The organism is Murimonas intestini (assembly GCF_024622195.1).
GTDB classification, from domain to species: Bacteria; Bacillota; Clostridia; order Lachnospirales; family Lachnospiraceae; genus Murimonas; species Murimonas intestini.
The window spans coordinates 44,084-62,992 of the sequence record NZ_JANKBI010000018.1; the positions used below are offsets into that span (position 1 = coordinate 44,084).

The 18,909-nt window shown below is 46.6% G+C and carries 22 protein-coding genes; 6 read left to right on the forward strand and 16 right to left on the reverse strand.

All coding sequences use genetic code 11. From position 1 onward, the window contains the following. Positions 1-16 precede the first annotated feature (16 nt). A complete protein-coding gene (locus NSB28_RS20275) occupies positions 17-754 on the reverse strand; it encodes a MerR family transcriptional regulator (RefSeq protein WP_109748466.1) in 738 nt (245 codons plus the stop codon). Between the two features lie 314 nt (positions 755-1,068). On the opposite strand from NSB28_RS20275, the gene NSB28_RS20280 reads away from it, so the two are divergent. Continuing rightward, entirely contained in the window at positions 1,069-1,746 is a 678-nt protein-coding gene (locus NSB28_RS20280) for a YczE/YyaS/YitT family protein (RefSeq protein WP_257497553.1), read from the forward strand. Positions 1,747-1,892: 146 nt separating this feature from the next. On the opposite strand, the gene NSB28_RS20285 is transcribed toward NSB28_RS20280, so the two are convergent. The 5 genes from NSB28_RS20285 to NSB28_RS20305 are packed head-to-tail and all read right to left on the reverse strand — an operon-like array spanning position 1,893 to position 6,333. After that, positions 1,893-3,149, reverse strand: coding sequence for a TlpA disulfide reductase family protein (locus tag NSB28_RS20285; RefSeq protein ID WP_109748464.1), 1,257 nt, complete (start codon positions 3,147-3,149; stop codon positions 1,893-1,895). Between the two features lie 47 nt (positions 3,150-3,196). Continuing rightward, on the reverse strand, positions 3,197-4,159 hold the full coding sequence (locus tag NSB28_RS20290) for a 4Fe-4S binding protein (protein WP_109748463.1): 963 nt from the start codon (positions 4,157-4,159) through the stop codon (positions 3,197-3,199). 9 nt (positions 4,160-4,168) lie between these two features. Beyond that, on the reverse strand, positions 4,169-4,315 hold the full coding sequence (locus NSB28_RS20295; RefSeq protein WP_187374414.1) for a CD1871A family CXXC motif-containing protein: 147 nt from the start codon (positions 4,313-4,315) through the stop codon (positions 4,169-4,171). Beyond that, complete coding sequence (locus NSB28_RS20300) at positions 4,312-4,998, reverse strand: ABC transporter ATP-binding protein (protein ID WP_109748462.1); 687 nt, start codon at positions 4,996-4,998, stop codon at positions 4,312-4,314. The genes NSB28_RS20295 and NSB28_RS20300 overlap by 4 nt, the downstream gene beginning before the upstream one ends. Before the next feature lie 15 nt (positions 4,999-5,013). After that, on the reverse strand, positions 5,014-6,333 hold the full coding sequence (locus NSB28_RS20305) for an ABC transporter permease (protein ID WP_257497552.1): 1,320 nt from the start codon (positions 6,331-6,333) through the stop codon (positions 5,014-5,016). 227 nt (positions 6,334-6,560) lie between these two features. Here NSB28_RS20305 and NSB28_RS20310 point away from each other — a divergent pair, with 227 nt between their 5' ends. Both NSB28_RS20310 and NSB28_RS24900 read left to right on the forward strand, forming a co-directional pair. Next, entirely contained in the window at positions 6,561-7,229 is a 669-nt protein-coding gene (locus tag NSB28_RS20310; protein WP_109748460.1) for a response regulator transcription factor, read from the forward strand. Then, a complete protein-coding gene (locus NSB28_RS24900) occupies positions 7,217-8,260 on the forward strand; it encodes a sensor histidine kinase (protein WP_109748459.1) in 1,044 nt (347 codons plus the stop codon). Before NSB28_RS20310 ends, NSB28_RS24900 begins: the two co-directional genes overlap by 13 nt. A gap of 113 nt (positions 8,261-8,373) precedes the next feature. Here NSB28_RS24900 and NSB28_RS25185 read toward each other — a convergent pair whose 3' ends face one another. From NSB28_RS25185 to NSB28_RS20335, 5 genes are all read right to left on the reverse strand, one after another. Continuing rightward, on the reverse strand, positions 8,374-8,505 hold the full coding sequence (locus NSB28_RS25185; RefSeq protein ID WP_392391517.1) for an ATP-binding protein: 132 nt from the start codon (positions 8,503-8,505) through the stop codon (positions 8,374-8,376). A 180-nt stretch (positions 8,506-8,685) separates the two neighbouring features. Beyond that, positions 8,686-8,955 (reverse strand): Fic family protein, encoded by a 270-nt coding sequence (locus tag NSB28_RS20320; protein WP_109748458.1) that lies wholly within the window; start codon positions 8,953-8,955, stop codon positions 8,686-8,688. Positions 8,956-9,295: 340 nt separating this feature from the next. Continuing rightward, on the reverse strand, positions 9,296-9,940 hold the full coding sequence (locus NSB28_RS20325) for an endonuclease III domain-containing protein (protein WP_109748457.1): 645 nt from the start codon (positions 9,938-9,940) through the stop codon (positions 9,296-9,298). A gap of 17 nt (positions 9,941-9,957) precedes the next feature. Next, complete coding sequence (locus NSB28_RS20330; protein WP_109748456.1) at positions 9,958-10,557, reverse strand: accessory gene regulator ArgB-like protein; 600 nt, start codon at positions 10,555-10,557, stop codon at positions 9,958-9,960. A gap of 14 nt (positions 10,558-10,571) precedes the next feature. After that, positions 10,572-11,594, reverse strand: coding sequence for a DUF2804 domain-containing protein (locus NSB28_RS20335; protein WP_109748455.1), 1,023 nt, complete (start codon positions 11,592-11,594; stop codon positions 10,572-10,574). A gap of 171 nt (positions 11,595-11,765) precedes the next feature. Here NSB28_RS20335 and NSB28_RS20340 point away from each other — a divergent pair, with 171 nt between their 5' ends. After that, complete coding sequence (locus NSB28_RS20340) at positions 11,766-12,947, forward strand: CapA family protein (RefSeq protein WP_257497551.1); 1,182 nt, start codon at positions 11,766-11,768, stop codon at positions 12,945-12,947. Positions 12,948-13,020: 73 nt separating this feature from the next. Here the strand turns inward: NSB28_RS20340 and NSB28_RS20345 are convergent, their stop codons facing one another. The 5 genes from NSB28_RS20345 to NSB28_RS20365 form a co-directional block, all read right to left on the reverse strand. After that, positions 13,021-13,542, reverse strand: coding sequence for a hypothetical protein (locus NSB28_RS20345; RefSeq protein WP_109748453.1), 522 nt, complete (start codon positions 13,540-13,542; stop codon positions 13,021-13,023). Positions 13,543-13,587: 45 nt separating this feature from the next. Beyond that, positions 13,588-14,058, reverse strand: a complete 471-nt coding sequence (locus NSB28_RS20350; protein ID WP_109748452.1) for a NifB/NifX family molybdenum-iron cluster-binding protein — start codon at positions 14,056-14,058, stop codon at positions 13,588-13,590. 25 nt (positions 14,059-14,083) lie between these two features. Next, complete coding sequence (yaaA, locus tag NSB28_RS20355; RefSeq protein ID WP_109748451.1) at positions 14,084-14,845, reverse strand: peroxide stress protein YaaA; 762 nt, start codon at positions 14,843-14,845, stop codon at positions 14,084-14,086. A gap of 21 nt (positions 14,846-14,866) precedes the next feature. Further along, entirely contained in the window at positions 14,867-16,138 is a 1,272-nt protein-coding gene (locus tag NSB28_RS20360; RefSeq protein ID WP_109748450.1) for an HD-GYP domain-containing protein, read from the reverse strand. 71 nt (positions 16,139-16,209) lie between these two features. Then, positions 16,210-17,196, reverse strand: a complete 987-nt coding sequence (locus NSB28_RS20365; protein WP_109748449.1) for an NAD-dependent epimerase/dehydratase family protein — start codon at positions 17,194-17,196, stop codon at positions 16,210-16,212. 165 nt (positions 17,197-17,361) lie between these two features. On the opposite strand from NSB28_RS20365, the gene NSB28_RS20370 reads away from it, so the two are divergent. Together NSB28_RS20370 and NSB28_RS20375 are read left to right on the forward strand one after the other, a co-directional pair. Further along, complete coding sequence (locus NSB28_RS20370; protein WP_109748448.1) at positions 17,362-17,949, forward strand: TetR/AcrR family transcriptional regulator; 588 nt, start codon at positions 17,362-17,364, stop codon at positions 17,947-17,949. A 162-nt stretch (positions 17,950-18,111) separates the two neighbouring features. Beyond that, on the forward strand, positions 18,112-18,882 hold the full coding sequence (locus NSB28_RS20375; protein WP_109748447.1) for an adaptor protein MecA: 771 nt from the start codon (positions 18,112-18,114) through the stop codon (positions 18,880-18,882). Positions 18,883-18,909 lie beyond the last annotated feature (27 nt).

Sequence of the window (18,909 nt, forward strand, 5' to 3'; positions counted from 1 at the left end):
CAGATCTGCTGAATAGTTACGTTTCTTTCATATTTTCTAAAGTACTTTTCATAAATAGTGCATTTTCCTTAGCGTCATGCAGCGATAAAAGAAGTTTATCACAAGCGGTAATAATATCTTCACTTTCTTCTGGCCTGCCGATAACATCTTTTATATCTATATCCGGATCAACAGATACGGCATTCAGCATACGCAGTATAGAAGCCAGTGAATAATTCGCACATCTCAATGCCCGGATAATCCGCAGTCTCCTTATATCATCACTTGTGTAAACACGATATCCATTAGACTTTCTTTTTACTCTTAACAGGCCGTTCAATTCCCAATTTCTTAAAGTATCCATTGTAATGCCTAGGTATTCAGAAACTTCCCTGCGCTTCAGCAACAGTCCATTTGACTGGCTTTTTCCGTCTAAAAGCTCTTCAACAATTTTTATAGCTTCTTCTGCATTATTCTTTTCTTGCTCCAACTGTGAAAGGTATTCATCCGTCAGTATGAGAGCCTTATCAAAATTTCCTGCTGCAGAAACTTTAATTATGTTCATGGCTTTTTTCCTCAGCCCATTTTGTAATATTTCAACCTTTAGAGCAGCACGAGCCAAACGGAATTGTTCAATATGAAGATCCGTAAATATCCGGTACCCGTTTTCTTTACGTCTTGCTTCTGGTATTAATCCTAACTTTTCATATAACCTTACAGTGTTAGGGTGGATACCGATAATATTTGCGATTTCTGTTGTCTTATATGTATTCATTATCAATATGCCTCCTGTTCTCAATAAGATTATAGCAATGATTAAAAGTCTGGTGTTTTAATGTAGGGTTATATTATATTTAGAAAAAACAAAATATACAAGAGGTAAATTAGGTGTTTTCTGGAAATACCCATTTTCCCCTGACACTTAAGAAGAAGGCAGACCTGTAAGATGATTCTATTGCCTCCTCCCCCCACATATGATAAAATATTAATAATTGTGCAGTAAATGCACAGACCTGCTGAATAATTAGCGCCTTATGATTTTGCATCACTGCTTTACATCAGGCGCCTTCGGAAGAAATGGAGATCTTAATGAAAAAAGGATTAAAAGAGACTATATTGCGGCTGGTTATTCTTCTTGCCGGACTGACAGTTGCACATCTGGGAGTCACCCTGTTTCTTCTGGCTGATCTGGGGGCTGATCCTTTTAATGTACTCGTGCAGGGTATTTTCAGGACAACAAAGAGCCTGTCCGGGTGGGCGTTTCTTACCCACGGGTATACTCATATGGCAATATGTTTTCTCATTATTATAGTGCTGCTGATAACTGACAGGAGCTATATTAAGCTTGGCACTATTGTGTGTATGATCTGCGGCGGCCCTATAATTGACTTCTTTACGGGGCTTCTGAATGGTATCGTCAATTCAGGAAATCCCTTTATTATCAGGATTATAACTCTGGCTGCAGGCTGTGTGATCCTGGCCTTTGGCATGACCATAGTGATGAAATCTGACGCGGGTGTAGGACCCAATGACCTGGTGGCGATTGTTATCAGTGACAAGCTGCACTTTGCGTTTGGCCCCACCCGTATTGGTACAGACGTGTGCTTTGTGGCTGTGGGATTTCTGCTTGGGGGAGCCCTGAATATCGGAACCATTATCTGCGCATTTCTGGTTGGCCCGGTAGCCCAGATATTTCTTCCGGTAAGCGGCCGGATCGTGGAATTCATTATGCATACCTTCACTCCTGAAAAAGGAGAAGGAGCCTGAATGTTCCATGCATCACAAAAAAGCAGGACCTCATACGTGTGATATGCCCCCCTTAAGCAGACAAGGTAAATAATCAAAATCTGCTTGACAGGGAGCATATCAGAATATGTGGTCCTGCTTTTTTGTATATGTAATTCATTTATGGCTTATTTAATACTTTCCAGAAGCTCATCGGCTATTTTCACCCAGTCCTCTTTGGTGGTGGCACCCATTACAGTTTTGATCACCTCTCCCTTATCATTGAGGAAAAAACTGGTGGGGAAGGCTGTCACATTTGACAGAGTTTCAGACTGCAGTTTCTCTCCTGGAATGATGTTTGTATATTTTACGCCTGTCTTTTCCACAATCTCTTTTGCCAGATCCAGCTGTTCCTGCCCGACCTCCCCCTTGTCGTTTATTACATCAGCTGCTACACCCACAACTTTAAAATTTTTACCTGAAGCGGCAAATTCTTTGCTCAGCTCTTCCAGATGGGGCATTTCCGCCAGGCAGGGATTGCAGAAGGTTGCCCATACATTCACCATTGTGACACCGCCTTTGGCAAGCAAATCTTCCGGCAGGGGATTACCGTCCAGGTCTGTTCCATCCAGTGCAACATTCTGGAACAGTTCATCACTGTCTGCGTAGCTCAACTCTGCGCTGGAATCACTTGCCAGCATTGCTTTGGCGCCGTAATCCTTCAGAATTGCCGAAGCCTGCTCAACCAGTTTTTGTGCCTCCTCGGCAGTGGAGCAGGTGACTGTATCGCCAAGGAAATAGCCGTCTTTGCTTGTACCTGTGAGCTTCACTATATCTTCAGGTGTAACGAAAATTTCATACAAAGGTGAATTCTCCTCAGTGAGTCCTCCTACCTTGCCTTTTTCGCTGTAGCCGTACAGTCCTGTGATTTCATATTCCGCTTTGCCCAGCGGAGTATCCAGAGTCACTTTATCTCCCACCTTTTTTCCCATATCCTTAGCCATGGATGCCGGGATCACACAGCCTCCTGTGGAACCGTCAGCGGGAACCTTTCCCTCTGTGAGTTCATAAGTGACAAAAAGTCCGTTTTCCTCCAGTTCCGGTTCGCCGCTTAGAAGCATGTCTTTCGTATCTCCCAGAGCTACATCATCTATATATCCCGAAATGTGGTCAGGGCAGTCCACACCAGGCAGTTCCATCACTTTCTTCCATGTATCGTAGCTGAGGAGCTTATCCTTTGTAAAGCGGACACTGCGGTCCATCATTTCCTGCTCTTCATCAGTTACGGTATCCTCTTTCACTATGTCGTTTACATCCGGCGCCGGGCCTTTGCTCACCTCCGACACAGGCTCAGATGAGGAAGAGGAAGCAGCAGAGGGACTGCCGCAGGCAGTAAGGGAAACTGTCAGGCCTAAGGCCAGAAATAATGTCAATAATTTTTTCATAATATTTTCCTTTCATTAGTTCGCAGTTTGTATGTTAAATTGCAATGTTAGTTTTTAAATTTTTCTTTCAAATCAGATTTCCCGGCGCAGCTTCCGGCACAGGAAGCACAGGCGCCTGTGCAGGCCGCTGTTTTTGATTTTTTACCATTAACTAAACCTTTTGTGATAGCCCCTTTGGGGCAGGCCCGGACACAGTCGCCGCAGCGTATGCATTCAGGGCTGTTTGGCGTCTTTCTGGGATCGATGCCCATCTTGCATGTCTTTTTGCATATTCCGCAGTCCACACATTTGTCCTCATCCAGGTGCAGGCGGTAGAGAGATATGGGATTAAATAACCCATAAACTGCCCCCAAAGGACACAGGAACTTACAGAAAGGCCGGTAGGAAAATATGGAAAGTATCAGAATGGATACCAGCAGGAAGACCTTCCAGTCAAACAGCCAGCCTATGGCAGCCTGTAAATCAGGATTTCCCGCTACTAAGGGGATGCCTCCCAGTAAAGTGCCTGAAGGACAGATCCACTTGCAGAACCAGGGATTTCCCTGCCCGATTATATTAACTGCAAACATTGGAAGCAGCATGACAAATACCACAAAAATCACATATTTGAGGTACTTCAGATATTTTTCACCCGGCAGCTTTTTAAGCTTTGGCACGGGAATCTTATGCAGCAGATCCTGAACCAGCCCGAAGGGACAGAGAAAGCCACAGACGAATCGCCCGCAGAAAGCCCCCATGGCCATTAAAAAACCGATGATGTAGAATGAAAACTGATAGTTCCGGCTGCTGATGACTGCCTGGAGGGAACCTATAGGACAGGCCCCCAGCGCACCGGGGCAGGAATAGCAGTTAAGGCCTGGCACACAGACTGCTTTCGTGGGTCCGGTATAGATTTTCGACTGGATAAATCCATTTACATAACCATTAGTCAATGCAGCAAAGATGATCTGCACCCAGAGGCGGATACCTTTTTTCGGCCCCTTGTTTATCGTATTTTCTTTATTTTTCATATGTCTCTCCTAGCCAATTCCTATACATTCCAGGCAGATTGCCGCCGCTTTTTTAAGTACCGTCAGCTGCTCCTCCCTGAGCAGTCCCAGTCCGATGAACAAAAGACCCAGGACCAGACAGGCGATGCCGATGTACTGTCTCCTTTTTTCTGTCATCCGGCTTCACCTCCCTTCCCCATATAAACCAGGCCGCCGCCCTTGTTAAGACCCCATATCTCATCTGCACAGCGTGTAATTTTCTGGGAATGGGTCACAATGATCACGCATTTGTCCTGCACATGGGCCAGATTGGTCAAAATCTTCATTACGTCCCTCTCTGTCTCCCGGTCCAGATTCCCGCTTGGTTCATCGGCCAGCAGCAGGTTTGGATCGTGGGACAGAGCGCGGGCAATACCTACCCGCTGCTGCTCTCCCCCGGAGAGGCCCAGCACGCGGCGTCCTGCTGTCTCCTCATCAATGCCCACGCTTTCCAACAGCGCCAGGGCACAGGAACGGTTATTTTTATGGCTGACACCGCTGATTGCCATGGAAAGCTCTATATTCTCCAATGCAGTTTTATTTAACAGAAGATTATAGCTCTGGAAGACAACGCCTATTTTTCCCGCCCGGTAATCGTCCCTGTCCAGCCTGCGCAGGTCCTCACCCTCATACAGGATCGCTCCTTCCGTACAGGTATCCAGCCCGGCCAGCAGGGAAAGCAGGGAAGTCTTGCCCGCTCCTGATCTTCCCACAATACAGTAGACTTTGCCCCGCTCGAAATCTGCATTTAGTCCCTGAAATATCGGTTTTGTAGTTTTTTCGTAGGTATACCCCACATTTTTAAGTGATAAGACAGCCATGTTACTTCCTCCCTGTCAATTTCTCTCGCGCAGGATGCGCATAGGCTCATACTTCATTGCACAGGCAGCACTGACCGCCCCGGCAACCCCTGTTAAAACCAGGGCAATGCCCACAAGCTCCATGATGGTGGTGAGACCCAGTGCAGCGCTGATGTGGGTGATGGGCCTGTTGTCAGTAGCCAGCCCTCCAAAAGAGGTGCCCCCCATCCCGCCGGCAAGACTTGGACCGTCCAGAGCCTGAGACATCTGGTTCGCCAGCAACATATCTGTGACAGGCTGGGCGAACAGGCTGCCCAGGACAATACCCATAATCAGGCAGACACCCATGATGAGCGCTGATTCCAGGACCAGCTGGGCTGCAACCTTGCTCTTTTTCATGCCCATGGCCCTCAGAACGCCAATCTCATATTTCCGCTCCCGTACTATCAATGAGGACAAAATAAGCAGTATTGAAGCGCCCAGCACCAGGACCACACACAGGAAAATCATGGCAATAATACTCATCTGCTCAATAGGTTTTACAAAAGCATCATAGGCAACTGTGTCCGTGCCCAGGCTATAATATTCAGAGAGACCTGATGCATAGGCTTCCCGGGCAAAGGCCTCCAGATCCCTGGGATTTTTCAGGAAAAAGTCCGCATAAAATACTGGCTCATAAGTATAGCGCGGGTCGGTCAGAATCTTATATTTTGTAAATATTTCATAGCCGCTGTCCTTCTCCCCCTCGCCGTATTCCCGGTGATAGATGCCGCTGACCTTAAGTTCCATCTCTTCCAGAGGATTCCCTTGTTTGTCTGTATAATAGATGCTTTTCGCCCGGATGGTATCGCCGGGTTTCAGGCCGTTTAACTCTGCCAGTGTATCGGAAATCAGGCATTCATTATCATCCCCTGGGAAAGTCCCTCCTTCGGCAAGTTTGGCCTGCCCGCTCTGGAAGGGTTCAGCCTGGCTTACATCCTCGAAACCACTGAGGATATACTGTGGGATACGGGTCTTAGCCGGATCCTCGCCTGCCCGCTGTATCTCTATATCCCCATAGTCATTGGATTCGGTATACTTCAGATCATCTGCAACGGCTTCCATCTGAGCGCTGTACACAGTTTTTTTCAGGTATCCTGAGGCGGCGATCTTCTGGATCAGTTCATCTGTAAGCCCTGGCTTTCTAAATGTTTCATCCTTTTCCCATGCTTCGCTTACCTTCATTTCATTAACATTCAGGATTACTTCTGTGCTAAGTCGGTCCTTGTACTGCTTTGCCATGTCATTGGCACCATTACAGACCACCAGCGCCACACAGCTCATAGTGATGATCAACAGAAAGATTCCGGCTGTCATCAGATTCCGCCCTGGATTCCGGAAGAGATTCTGAAAAGCATTTTTAAATATATACATGAATAGTTCACTCATTTCTTTTAAATTTTCCCCAGTATACCACAGGGAATGTTAATTCTGCGGCAAGACCGGACTTTTTTTGATGGAATTTGTTGGAATGTTTTTCTTTAGAATTAACACTGCCTGTGATATATTATAGGAATAAAAATTTATAATGGCAGGTGATCGTGGTGCGTTTATTGGTAATTGAAGACAATTCAGAACTGGCAGAGCTGATGAAAGAGAAGCTGTCCGGCTGTGGATACGTATGTGATGTGGCCTATGATGGAGAAAACGGAGATCTGAAGGCTTCTGATAATGATTATGATGCGATCCTGCTGGATCTGAATCTACCGGACAGAGATGGCTTTGAACTGCTGGAGGACTGGCGGAGCCGGGGGATCTCTGCACCAGTGCTGATCGTAACAGCCAGGGGCGAACTTGAGCAGCGGGTCAGGGGCCTTCAGCTGGGCAGCGATGACTATATCACAAAACCCTTTGAATTTACAGAGCTGGACGCCCGTATCCAGGCAGTGATCCGAAGGTTCCGGGGGCGGGCAAATCCTGTCATTATAGTCGGAGATCTTTCTGTCGATCCGGCCACCCGACGGGTAACTCTGGACGGACGCGAGATTCCTCTCTCAGTTAAAGAATTCGATATTTTGGAATATCTGGCAAGCTGTCATCCACGGATCGTCTCCAATGAGGAACTGGCAGAACATGTCTACGACGAGAACTTTGATCCCTTTTCCGGGGTCATCCGTGTTCACATGGCTAATATCAAGAAGAAGCTCAAAATAGGAGAGGCGCCGATTCTGCGCAACGAAAAGGGAAAGGGGTATTACCTGTGTCTGAAGTGAAAAAGCAAACCTGGTTTTTGATTGCCGGATATACTATCCTGCTTAGTCTGAGCATTGTTGTATGCTTTTATCTGTTCGTGCGCAATTCCGGTGCGGACACCAGCATGCTGCCTGAAACGCTGTTTTTTACTCCGCAAAACGGACAGATAGTTCTGGATGGTTCTATTACCTCCACAGAGCTCCACGATTATTTTCGCTCCGCTTTTTTCCGTTATCTGCCCTTGCTGATCACTGCTGTTTGTATGCTTGTTCTTTTATCTTCCTGTTCACTTCTGCTTGGCATCCGCGCTCTGGAGCGCAGGCATAACAGGATCATCGCCAGCGATCTGCAGGATCTGTCTGAAGATGAGCCAGAGTATATCCGGGAAACTGATTTAAAGGCGGAATATCAAAGCATACATGCACGGCTTTCCGCATACGAGAAAGACCAGCAGCGGCTTCATTCTTTCATCGCCCACGAGCAAAAAAATCTTATCATGCTCATAAAGGCCCGGCTCAATGAGACCTCCGATCCGCTGCTCATCCGGGACATTGAAAAGCTGGCCAAGTCTGTGGATGATATTCTGACTATATCCTCACATCGGGACGCCAGCCGTGAAATAGTAGATCTGGCAATGATCGCAGCTCAGGAATGTGATGCATACCAAAGCGTTTATCCTGACCTGACTTTTCAATTTGATGAGGATAGTACCTATGAGATTTTAGGGAAAGAGCAATGGCTGCGCCGGGCTGTTGACAATCTGCTGGATAACGCCGTCAAATACGGAGGCGGAAACCCGGTGGAGGTAACCCTGGAGCAGCAGCATGGCAGCGTATTGCTCCATGTCCGGGATCACGGCATGGGGATGAGTGAGGATGAGGCGGAACTGATATTTGAACACGGGTATCAGATCAGAAAGTTAAACAAGGACGGCTATGGAATTGGACTGAGCCTTGTCCAGCATGTCTGTACTTTGTGCAGCGGCTTCGTCCGTGTAAACAGCATAAAGGGGCAGGGCAATGAATTTATTCTGGCATTTCCTTCGGCCTGAATAATCGCCTGCAATACTGCACCACACCTACACCATCTTCAAAAACACATTAAAAACGCTCCCAGCCGCCGCCTCAGATTCTGCCGTAATGCTCCCGCTCTCCTTCAGCAATATCAGCCTGGCAAGGTAAAGCCCACTCCCTGGTCACGGAAGGAGATTTGGACGTAACTGACCTGGCATTTTACTGATATCTGGATCTTGGAGCGGAATGGAGAATATTTCAGGGCATTTTCCAGGATATTCACAAGGACCTCCCTGGTCTATCTGCGGTTCTGCAAGACTTTTATGTCCTCAAATTCCTCCAGAACAATAGAGATTTCTTTCTCCTTAGCCAGATGGTATACCTCCCGACAGGGTTTGGGCAAGGTGATGGGAAATATCAGATATGAGCCCAAAGTATGCACTGGCATTACGGCAGGTATTGCCTACTTCTTAATATATCTTTGATTCTTACTGTTGGGTTTGTCCGGAATTGTGCGGATTACAAGCCCCATCTTTAATGCTGGATCAAGATAATTTTTTCGTAAAGTTTCTCTGGATTTAATTCCCAGTCTCTGCATAATTGCAGCTGCGCTATATGGAACTTCAAAATCCATTGCATTAAGCAGCTTCTTTACATATTCAGATAAAGTATCATCCGGCCTGCGAACCTGGGTAACAATTTCATCTATAACAGCGTCAATTTGTTTCAGCATAAATTCAATAAAAACATTTGAATTGCCATTTACATGACAATCTGCAATTGTTACCTGTTATTGAATATGGCGGCTTATATTCTTCCACTACCTCACCTCATCTTGCTTATTATCTTGCTTATTATCTTACTATAACTTTTAAGAAATATCACTGCTAATCAAAATCATGCGGCCTATATAAGTATAACTTTTGGTGAGCCCCAGATATTTATATAAAAAGGGCTGCTTTACTAAATTAATATTTGTAAAATAGCCCTTTTACTATCAGCTGCAATATATATTTTTTAACTGTACTAAATGCAAGACCATATTGAATAGTATCTGGAGCCACCTTTATGGCTTATACAGCTTCTACACCCGCCTTAGCACAAATATCCGCCAGACAGCATTTGTCACAATATGGCTTTGTGCGTGCTGTACACACCTCCCGGCCATGATATACAAGGCGGTGGCAGAAGTCACTGCCTTCCTCCGGGGGAATGATTTTCCACAGTTCCATCTCTACCTTTTTAGGTTCTTTTATCCCGTTTACCAGGCCGATCCTGTTAACAAGACGGATACAGTGCGTATCCGTAACAATCGCGGGCTTTCCAAAGACATCCCCCATGATCAGGTTGGCGCTTTTCCTTCCCACCCCCGGAAGCTTTAACAAGGCATCAAAATCGTCCGGTACCTTACCTCCGTATTCATCTTTGAGTATCTTCATGCATGCGCTGATATCTCTTGCCTTGCTCTTTCCCAGTCCGCACGGCCTGACAATACTTTCTATATCCTCCGGGTCTGCCTCTGCCAGCGCATCCACGTCCGGATATTTTTCATACAGCTCCTCGACAACCACATTAACCCTCGCATCTGTGCACTGCGCTGCCAGCCGAACACTGACAAGCAGCTTCCAGGCCTGATTATAGTCCAGCGTACAACCTGCATCGGGATATTCCTTCTTTAACCTGTCTATTACTTCTTTTGCCAATTCTTCCTTTGTCATTTATATTCTCCTGTCTCTCAGCCAAATATCTTTTCTCTTTTATTCCTGCCATCCTTCCCCAACGGAAACTCTGCACACGGCAGCATGCTGAGCACCTCCAGCCATACAGGCAGGATAATGAGCATCCTTGCATTTCCTTTCAGCAGGAACATGGCACCCAGATACAATACACATGCAATTGCAAGCGCGGCTCTTTTATTTTTTTTCTTCTGCTGTGCACTCATGAACCTGTGCTTCTTAGTCTCAGCCGGCGCAAACAGCAGCAGCAGGATAACTGCAGCCCCAAAGCCTGACCACAGCACAGCTTCCGGAACAGAGAGCCACCTGCCTGCTGCCAGTGATAAAACCCACACAGTGAGCATTGCTCCTGTACAGCCCAGGCTGGTCTGCATGTGGAAGCCCCCGGCTTTTGATCTCAGCCCCGAAAAAGCTATCAGAACCAGGATCGTCTGCGGTCCCTGGCCAATAAGAAATCCTGCCGCCACTATCAGGGTAGTCTTCAGTATATTATCAAGAAACAGCTCTATCCCGTACCTCACAATCGTTTTCTGTGACTCCGGCATGGGAGAAATCCTTATACACCAGTTTAATATTTTGTCTGTTAAAAATCTTTCCATTTAGTAGTTCACCTTTAATACCTGTTGTGGACTTTCTCCGCAAAACACACAAGATCTCTGATCTCCAGTACCCTCTTGTCATCCAGGACCGCTCTTCCGCTCATACGGCCAAAAACCTGATGCTGGTCAGATTCCACAATTACAGCTGACAGATTCGCCGCCCTGTCTATAATTGGAGAGAACTCCATCTCGAACCTGCCATCGCTGGATGTGATCTTCCATTTCCTCAGATAGCTGTCCCTGGGAATGTGAAACTGCACATCAGCCAGCTTGTGTCCCTTTCCTTCATAAAATATGATATTTTCACTGGCAGCGCTTGTATCCCCGAATCCATACCCCAGATTAAATCCAAACGGCCTCCCGTCCACTATCCCATTGCCTGAAGACCAGTACCATGTATTGCTGTATGTCCATACCCCTCTTCCCCAGTCCAGGGTCCCAAAGTCCGTTTCCGGGCTGAATTGATACTCTTTGCCCCCAAATCTGACAATTCCTTTTGCCCTCATGCAATTGATCTTCTGATTGTAATAGAACGCTTTCTTATTTTCTTTCCATGGAGTGGCTATTACCATAGTATCCATGGGCGGCTGTTCCAGTATGATATCACAGTACAGATCCTTTTTATCACAAAAATGCTTAAAGCTGCATTTAATACGCCTTTTGCCGGGCCTCACCTGAAATTCCATCTGAAGCCTTCTGTCTTTATAGGATACATCCCCCTCTTTGCTGCTTGGGGGCATGCCCAGCTTTCCCATGGGAAATGGTTTCAAAACTGTTTCCGTATGCTCCCAGGCCCGTTTCAGATCAATGAGGCTGACCGACTCAAGGCCAATATATCCATCGTCAGAGATTGTGAATGCCACGGCGATCTCATTGCCCACTACTGCATAATAATCCCACTCTTTAATCTTAAATGCAGGGGCTTTGATTTTGCTCCTGTCATAGATCTGGTACATCTGCCTGGACCATCCAGGCTCCCTCAGGCTCCCGTCGTATTTCAAAAGCTGCTGGACCTTTGTCACTTCATGATTCCTCATGCAACCACCCCTTCTCTTATTATCCCATTGTACCCGATTCCAGGCCCTCATGCAAGTAACAAACTCTGTTTCGCAGCCACCTTTTTATTTACATAATTACCCCAAAACTGTATAATAATCCTATACCTAACTGTCTTATATATGCATCGCTGGAAAGAGCGGGGGGAGAAAATGGCTGACTTAAGAAAAATCAATGAAAAAATACGTTTACATAAAAAAGCAAAGCTCCAGGCCGCAGCTGCGGCTGCAGGTATTGTAGTGCTGCTCTCCTTAGGAGTCTGGTGCCACATGAGCCTGAAACCTGCCGCGATACCGTCCTTTGCAGAGCTGGCGGATGCAGAGGCCGATAATCTTGCAAAAGCAAAAGAGACGCAGGACGGCAATGGGGGCACCGAAGACGGCAGCTCTTCTGACCTGGCCCTTTCCCAGACAGAAGCCCCCCGGGCACCTGTCCAGATAACTGTCAGCCTTACAGGTGACTGCACACTGGGGACAGATGAAAACTTTGGCTGGGATACAAGCTTAAATGCCTACTATCTCACTCAGGGAGCAGATTATTTTCTTCAGAATGTACGGGAAATCTTTCGGCAGGATGACCTGACGATAGTCAATCTGGAGGGCACGCTGACTACCTCTGTCACAAGGGAGGACAAGCTATTTGCCTTCAGGGGCGACCCGGAGTTTATCAATATCCTCTCCGGCAGCTATGTGGAGGCTGCCACCGTGGCAAATAACCACAGCCACGATTACGGTGAGCAGAGCTTTACAGATACTCTGGAGGCAGCAAGGGGAGCCGGCATCACCACCTTTGGATATGATGAGACTGCTGTTATGGATGTCAAAGGTATCAAGGTGGGTCTGGTAGGCATCTATGAGCTGGATGACCACATGGCAAGGGAGCAGCAGCTGTTAGATAATATCGCAAAGGTAAAGTCCGAAGGGGCACAGATCATCATTACAGTCTTCCACTGGGGAAATGAGCTGGAGACTGTACCGGACGACACTCAGAAGTCACTGGCCCACATCGCTATTGACAATGGCGCTGACCTTGTGGCAGGACATCACCCACATGTCCTGCAGGGGATAGAGAAATATAAAGGAAAATACATCGCCTACAGCCTTGGCAACTTCTGCTTTGGCGGGAACACAAACCCTACAGATATGGATACTATTATATTCCAGCAGACGTTCACGGTGAATGGAAGCGAGGTATCTTCCGACGACAACATCAATATCATCCCCTGCAGTGTATCATCAGAATACTACTACAATAATTACCAGCCCACGCCTGCGCAGGGAGATGACGCCCAGAGGATCCTGGATAAAATAGAAGAACGCAGCCAGGGCCTTTAACACTCATAAAAGCAGATGCCGTTTTCCGGAGGTCTGAAGCCTCCGTGAAAACGGCATCTCTATAATGATATGATTACAGGTATTTCTCATAATCTCCTGCAGGTATCTCACCTTCCAGCCCGATAATTCTCGGCCAAAGACCTGTACCCTCAATGATAAATCCCATTATCATTCCCATATGGGTATGCAGATGGCGGTACTGGGCCAATATAAGAGTAAATTTAGTGTACTCACAGCTCTCAGGCTTCTCCGACAGTGCTTCATCACTCAGTTCATCTAAGTATTTTCTGATCTTATCCTCAGTCTTTTCCATATAGCTGTTGATCTCAGCACGGGTAAGTGCTTTAGATGAAACCACATCCAGATTATTCAGATCCTTCTCATGAAATTCCGGCTCCGCAAACTGTGGATCCCTTGGGTTTATAAACCACAGATCCAGGGAATGGAGCATATGGTAAATATGTTTCCATACCGGCATATCACAGTACTCCCTGTTCCAGTATCTGTCAGGGACACAGTCTGTCACATTTTTAACTTCCCACAGCGCCCTGATGGTCTGGTCTTTTATGACATCTGTCAATGTTCCCTGTTCCATGCACTCCTAAGTCCTTTCCTCGTTCATTCTCCTGCCTGAACCCTGTTAATGGCCTCCGCAGCTATGGCCTTCACCATGATCATGGCCTCCGCAGCTGTGCCCTTCACCATGGTCATGACTTCCGCAGCTATGCCCCTCGCCATGGCCGTGGCTGCCGCAGTCATGACCTTCCCCGTGGCCGTGATGGTGGCTACACACAGTGTCCGGATTATAATTAAGCGTATCAGACAGCAATGCTTTAACTTGTTCATCCGCATTCCCTGATGCTCCGGGATACAGACTGATTCCTGCGTCAGCAAGGGCATTCCTGGCTCCGCCGCCGATTCCCCCGCAGATCAGAGCTTCCACGTGATGCTCTTTTAAAAAACCTGCCAGAGCGCCATGGCCGCTGCCGTTTGTATCAACTACTTTTCCCGATACGATCTCGCTTCCTTCTGTCTCATAGATCTTAAATTGTTCTGAGTGTCCAAAATGCTGGAACACTTCTCCATCCTTATAAGTTACTGCAATTATCATGGATTTCCCCTCCGTCTGTTCTTTTTCACTTACTGCGGACTGTTTCCTTTACAAAGACCAGCTCTGCCTCATCAGACAGCTCAGGCCTAAAAGAATATCCAAGCCCGTCAAATCGTGATACCTCTTTTATACCTCCAATTTGATTTTCTGTCAACCAACGCACCATCTCGCCTCTTGCCATCTTGGCCTGAGTGCCCTTTACCTTCACCCTGCCGTCTTCTATCTCACCGAAGGTACATGTCACAAACGGCGTATTCTTTCCTATGTACGGCTCCACAGCCCTGCTGTATTCTTTTGATGCCAGATTAAGGACAGATTCCTCCTTATCCTCGATCAGCCTTTCCGCGATCTTTCCTTTCCAGTAATTATACAAATCCTTCTCATTCTCAACTGAAAGCCTGGCCTGCATCTCCAGCCTGTAGGGTATGATCCCGTCACGGGGCTTAAGTATGCCATAAAAACCTGAGAGTATCCTTAAGTTCTTCTGCGCATATTCCCACTGGCTGTCCGTAAATACATGGGGAGCCATATACTGGTACTGGATCCCCTCATACGCCAGCAGCGCCGGCGACAGCCTTCCGTACAGGTCCATATTCCTCACCCGCTCTTCATTCAGCGAGGCTATCTTATCATTGCACTTCCACAGTGCCTTCAGCTCTTCATATGACATCTCCTTTAAACGGCTGCAGAGCTGCCCCGCCTCCTGTATGAGGTCCGGCAGCCCTGATATCTCCAGAATGTCGTCACATATGTTCATTTTTTTAGCTGGTGAAATAATTATCTTCATGCTGGCTAAATTTCCCCTTCGTCACAAATTCCTGCAGACTTCGATGATGTCATTATATTCTGTCTTCATGCCTGTATATATATCAAGGATAGGACGGCACTGCCTTTTGACCTCCTCCATGATAACGTCAAATGATTCTGTCAGCACGTCCACAGTATATGGACAGATAAGCCCTTCACATTTCATCCGTTGGAGTATGGAAAGAGTCCTCTCCTTATCATATGCCTCCTTATAGCTTCTTGTCCCTGTCAGGGCGCTCACAATATCCGACACTGCTACGATCCTCTGGGCCAATGACAGGTCTGCCTCCTTCCAGCCCTTCGGATAACCTGAGCCATCCAGCTTTTCATGGTGGCGCAGCGCTATCTGTGTCACCTCATCATCTACCTGGCCGTCCAAAATCTTCTCAGTCAGGTCTACATGCGTCCTCATGTAGTTCATAGCCTGGGGGCTGAGCTTTCCGGGAAACTCCAGGATCTCCACGGGTATTCCGATTTTTCCCAGATCGTGCAGCAATGCTCCGTGGCGTATCTTCTCTGTCAGTCTTTCCCCCGCATTAAGCCGCCTGGCGGCTTCCACACTGATTGCAGTTGTGGTTATCGTATGTATGACTGTGTGCTCACTCCTAAAGTCAATACTGAATATGAGCATTTTTAAAAACCCCTCAATCTGTTCATCGCTGAAAGGCTGTTCCCTTATGGCCCCCAGCACTCTGTCCAGATAACATTCCCGCTCCTGCCGGTCCTTCCCGCCGTTTTCATTTCTCTCCTGCTTCTGCTGCTTTAGGAACAGGTCATAGACTTCTTTTGAAAACTTTGTCCCCACATATCTCTTCAGATACTCTTCAACCGGCTGCTGCTGCCCCATTTGCCTGTAGACATCCGCTCTGTCCGCCAGACTGAGGATCTGAGCCTTTTTCTTAGTCTCATCGGAACAATCTACACCTTTAAGACGCGGATATTCCAGATGGTGCAGGAGAATAACAGGGGCGTACTCCGGCATGGGAGACAGATTTTTGATAAAAAGATATCCATAAACGGAATGCTCCCAAACATCACCTGTCTCAAACTGCACCATATTGCTTATCTCTTCTGTCTTATAAGCGCCAATGTCATGCAGGATCGACATGATACACATATCCCTGACCGTGCCTTTATCATAGCCTCCGTCTGCCTCCATCATGCGCAGCACACAATAACCTGTCCTCACTCCGTGGTCAATAAGCCGGGGGTCTACATAATCCAGGGCCCGCATCATAATATTTGCCACATTCTCGCTGTTCATTAGCCTCATTCTATTATCCGCCTTTGCTTTATACTGGCTTAAGTATATCGTATAGCATCTTGTTTTACAAGCATTTTGGGTTATCGTTTCCTGGTCAGCCAGCGTATGGTATCCTTTAAAGTCTTATACAGATCCCTGGGATAATACCCCAATTCCTTTGTGGCTTTATCGTGGGAAAAATTCCCGTTGCTTGAAAGAGTATACAGAGAATACCTGGTGTACAAAGGTCTCTGCTTCTTCAACTTTGCATATCCTTCAAGCAGGGGAGTAAAAGCTTTCGCCATCCACATGGGAAGGGTAGGGATCTTTTTGCCGCCCTTTATACCCTTGATCATCCCCAGCACATCCTTTATCTCATAATGCCTGTTGGACAGGATATAGCACTCTCCCTTCCGCCCCTTCTGTGCTGCCGCCAGAGTTCCCCTGGCCACATCTCTCACATCCACAAAGTCATATCCGCCCTTTACACACGCAGGCAGGCGCCCGTGTATATAACTGCCTACCATCTGCACAAGATGGTTGCCTGACACATCATATGGTCCCAGTATCCCGGAAGGCTGTACCACCACAGCATCAAGCCCCCTACTGACCGCATCCAGGACGGCTTCCGTGGCCTCTGCCTTAGTCTTGGCATATCCTCCAACCACCTTCTCAGGCGAAAACTCCCGCACCTCCTCGATGACCTGATTGCCCTCTTTTTCCGGTATGGCATGGACTGAGCTTACATATACAAGTCTCTTCACATGATACTCAAGACAGAGCTCCACAATATTTTTCGTGCCGCCAACATTTACCTGATACATGCTCTCTGATACACGGTCTGCAATATCTATGATCCCTGCTGTGTGGATCACCTGGATCTCCCGGTTCCCCACACCTTCAAACAGCGGTCTCAGCGTTTCTTTATCCCGCACATCCCCCTTGATGTATGTCACTCCCCGCTCATTCTTCCTCTCTTCTGACGGAAGGAGCAGTCCTCTTACCTCCTCGTCCCGTTTTCTCAGCATTCTTATAATTGTATTTCCCAGATGCCCGTTAGCGCCTGTAACAATATATAATTTTCTCATATCAATATCACACTCCCGAAGATTTTATTGAACACTATGTTGATTATTTTCTCTTCATGTATTATAATTATATACAGTAGAACAGGAAAATACAATCAGCACAATTTTCAAAACCGTTATTTATTGAACATAATTCTTAAATGTGTTCAAAAGGAGCCGCTTTTTATGAAAAATTTAGAAAATGACCACAGGGTAAGAGTCACAAAACTACTTATTAGAAAAGCTTTTACTTCACTGTTATCAGAGAAACCTATTGAGAGTATAACCGTAAAAGAACTGTGTGCCCTTGCCGGTATTAACCGGGGTACTTTCTACACTCACTATCAGGATATTTATGAGCTTCTGGGAGAGATAGAGGAAGCCATGGTGTCAGAGATTGACGCTGCTCTCTTAAGCCTGGCTGACAACTCCGGATCACCAACCACTCTTGTGGCAATCTGCACCGAAGTCTTCCAGTGTCTTAAAGACAATTCAGATATGTGCACTATCATGCTGGGAAATTACTGTGACAAACAGTTTGTGGCCCGCCTTCTGGCATTGGGGAAACAGGCCTGCCTGAAGTCATATTCCTCGTATTTTAAAGAAGCTTCACCGCGCAGTATCGAATACTTTTATTCTTTTGTCAGTGCAGGATGTATCGGCCTGCTCAGAAGGTGGATGGAAGACGGCATGGATGGAGCTCCTCTGGAGATCGCTCGTATGGCAGAGCAGATCATGCTCACAGGCGTGGGATTTCTTGATATGTCCTCTTGACAACAGGCTTTTCTATGTATATACTATGCATCAACTATATAAATACGGCTGTTTGGCCGATTCCAGAAATTTTCTATTAAAGAAATCTAAAGAAACCAGTTAATTACTTTACATATTTATTCAAAGCAGTATATAATATAAATATAGATAGGAAGTGATATTATGAAAATAGAGAAAATCAACGATAATCAGATACGCTGTACGCTAACAAGAGAAGATCTGTCAAGCCGCGATCTCAAGTTGAGTGAATTGGCCTATGGAACTGATAAGGCAAAATCTCTGTTTCGCGACATGATGCAGCAGGCTGCTTATGAATGCGGCTTTGAGGCAAATGATATCCCGCTTATGATTGAGGCAATTCCTATTTCTGCAGATTCTATCATCCTGATCATAACTAAAGTAGAAGACCCTGAAGAACTGGATACAAGATTTGCTAAATTTGCACCCAGTCAGTCTGGCGAAGAGCTGCCCGGCAGTTCTGCCGCTCCCCCTAAACCAGAAGGAGCGGATGATATTTTAGGGCTTTTTAATAAAATCCGTGAAGCTAAGAAGAGTGCAGCCCTGGCCAAGTCTACAAAGACAGAGAGCCAGCCCGAAGAAGAGGAGGAAGCAGATATAAGCGCTGATGAGGCTTCTTTTAACCTCACAAAGCTGTATGCTTTCCCGGATCTGGACTGTGTGATCCGTGCATCTCATGTACTGGGGCCTGTCTATCACGGCATGAATTCTCTTTATAAGAATCCTGCGACAAGGGAATACCATCTGATCATAAGCAAATCAGACCATACACCAGAGGAATTTAACAAGGTCTGCAATATTTTATCTGAATACGGCAGCAGCATCAAATATACACCTGCTACCCAGGCCTTTTACAGAGAGCATATGGAATGCCTGGTGGAATACGCCGCACTTCAGAAATTGTCAGATGTCTGAGACTTAGATATATTGTTAGAAAAAAAC

Coding starts and splice junctions, on each gene's coding strand:
- NSB28_RS20320 (WP_109748458.1), bottom strand. CDS start 8,955: ATGCTGAAACAAATTGACGCTGTTATAGATGAAATTGTTACCCAGGTT.
- NSB28_RS20330 (WP_109748456.1), bottom strand. CDS start 10,557: ATGGAAAGATTTTTAACAGACAAAATATTAAACTGGTGTATAAGGATT.
- NSB28_RS20375 (WP_109748447.1), top strand. CDS start 18,112: ATGAAAATAGAGAAAATCAACGATAATCAGATACGCTGTACGCTAACA.
- NSB28_RS20370 (WP_109748448.1), top strand. CDS start 17,362: ATGAAAAATTTAGAAAATGACCACAGGGTAAGAGTCACAAAACTACTT.
- NSB28_RS20335 (WP_109748455.1), bottom strand. CDS start 11,594: ATGAGGAATCATGAAGTGACAAAGGTCCAGCAGCTTTTGAAATACGAC.
- NSB28_RS20275 (WP_109748466.1), bottom strand. CDS start 754: ATGAATACATATAAGACAACAGAAATCGCAAATATTATCGGTATCCAC.
- yaaA (WP_109748451.1), bottom strand. CDS start 14,845: ATGAAGATAATTATTTCACCAGCTAAAAAAATGAACATATGTGACGAC.
- NSB28_RS20340 (WP_257497551.1), top strand. CDS start 11,766: ATGGCTGACTTAAGAAAAATCAATGAAAAAATACGTTTACATAAAAAA.
- NSB28_RS20290 (WP_109748463.1), bottom strand. CDS start 4,159: ATGAAAAATAAAGAAAATACGATAAACAAGGGGCCGAAAAAAGGTATC.
- NSB28_RS20285 (WP_109748464.1), bottom strand. CDS start 3,149: ATGAAAAAATTATTGACATTATTTCTGGCCTTAGGCCTGACAGTTTCC.
- NSB28_RS20325 (WP_109748457.1), bottom strand. CDS start 9,940: ATGACAAAGGAAGAATTGGCAAAAGAAGTAATAGACAGGTTAAAGAAG.
- NSB28_RS20280 (WP_257497553.1), top strand. CDS start 1,069: ATGAAAAAAGGATTAAAAGAGACTATATTGCGGCTGGTTATTCTTCTT.
- NSB28_RS20360 (WP_109748450.1), bottom strand. CDS start 16,138: ATGAGGCTAATGAACAGCGAGAATGTGGCAAATATTATGATGCGGGCC.
- NSB28_RS20345 (WP_109748453.1), bottom strand. CDS start 13,542: ATGGAACAGGGAACATTGACAGATGTCATAAAAGACCAGACCATCAGG.
- NSB28_RS20300 (WP_109748462.1), bottom strand. CDS start 4,998: ATGGCTGTCTTATCACTTAAAAATGTGGGGTATACCTACGAAAAAACT.
- NSB28_RS20305 (WP_257497552.1), bottom strand. CDS start 6,333: ATGACAGCCGGAATCTTTCTGTTGATCATCACTATGAGCTGTGTGGCG.
- NSB28_RS20350 (WP_109748452.1), bottom strand. CDS start 14,058: ATGATAATTGCAGTAACTTATAAGGATGGAGAAGTGTTCCAGCATTTT.
- NSB28_RS20365 (WP_109748449.1), bottom strand. CDS start 17,196: ATGAGAAAATTATATATTGTTACAGGCGCTAACGGGCATCTGGGAAAT.
- NSB28_RS20295 (WP_187374414.1), bottom strand. CDS start 4,315: ATGACAGAAAAAAGGAGACAGTACATCGGCATCGCCTGTCTGGTCCTG.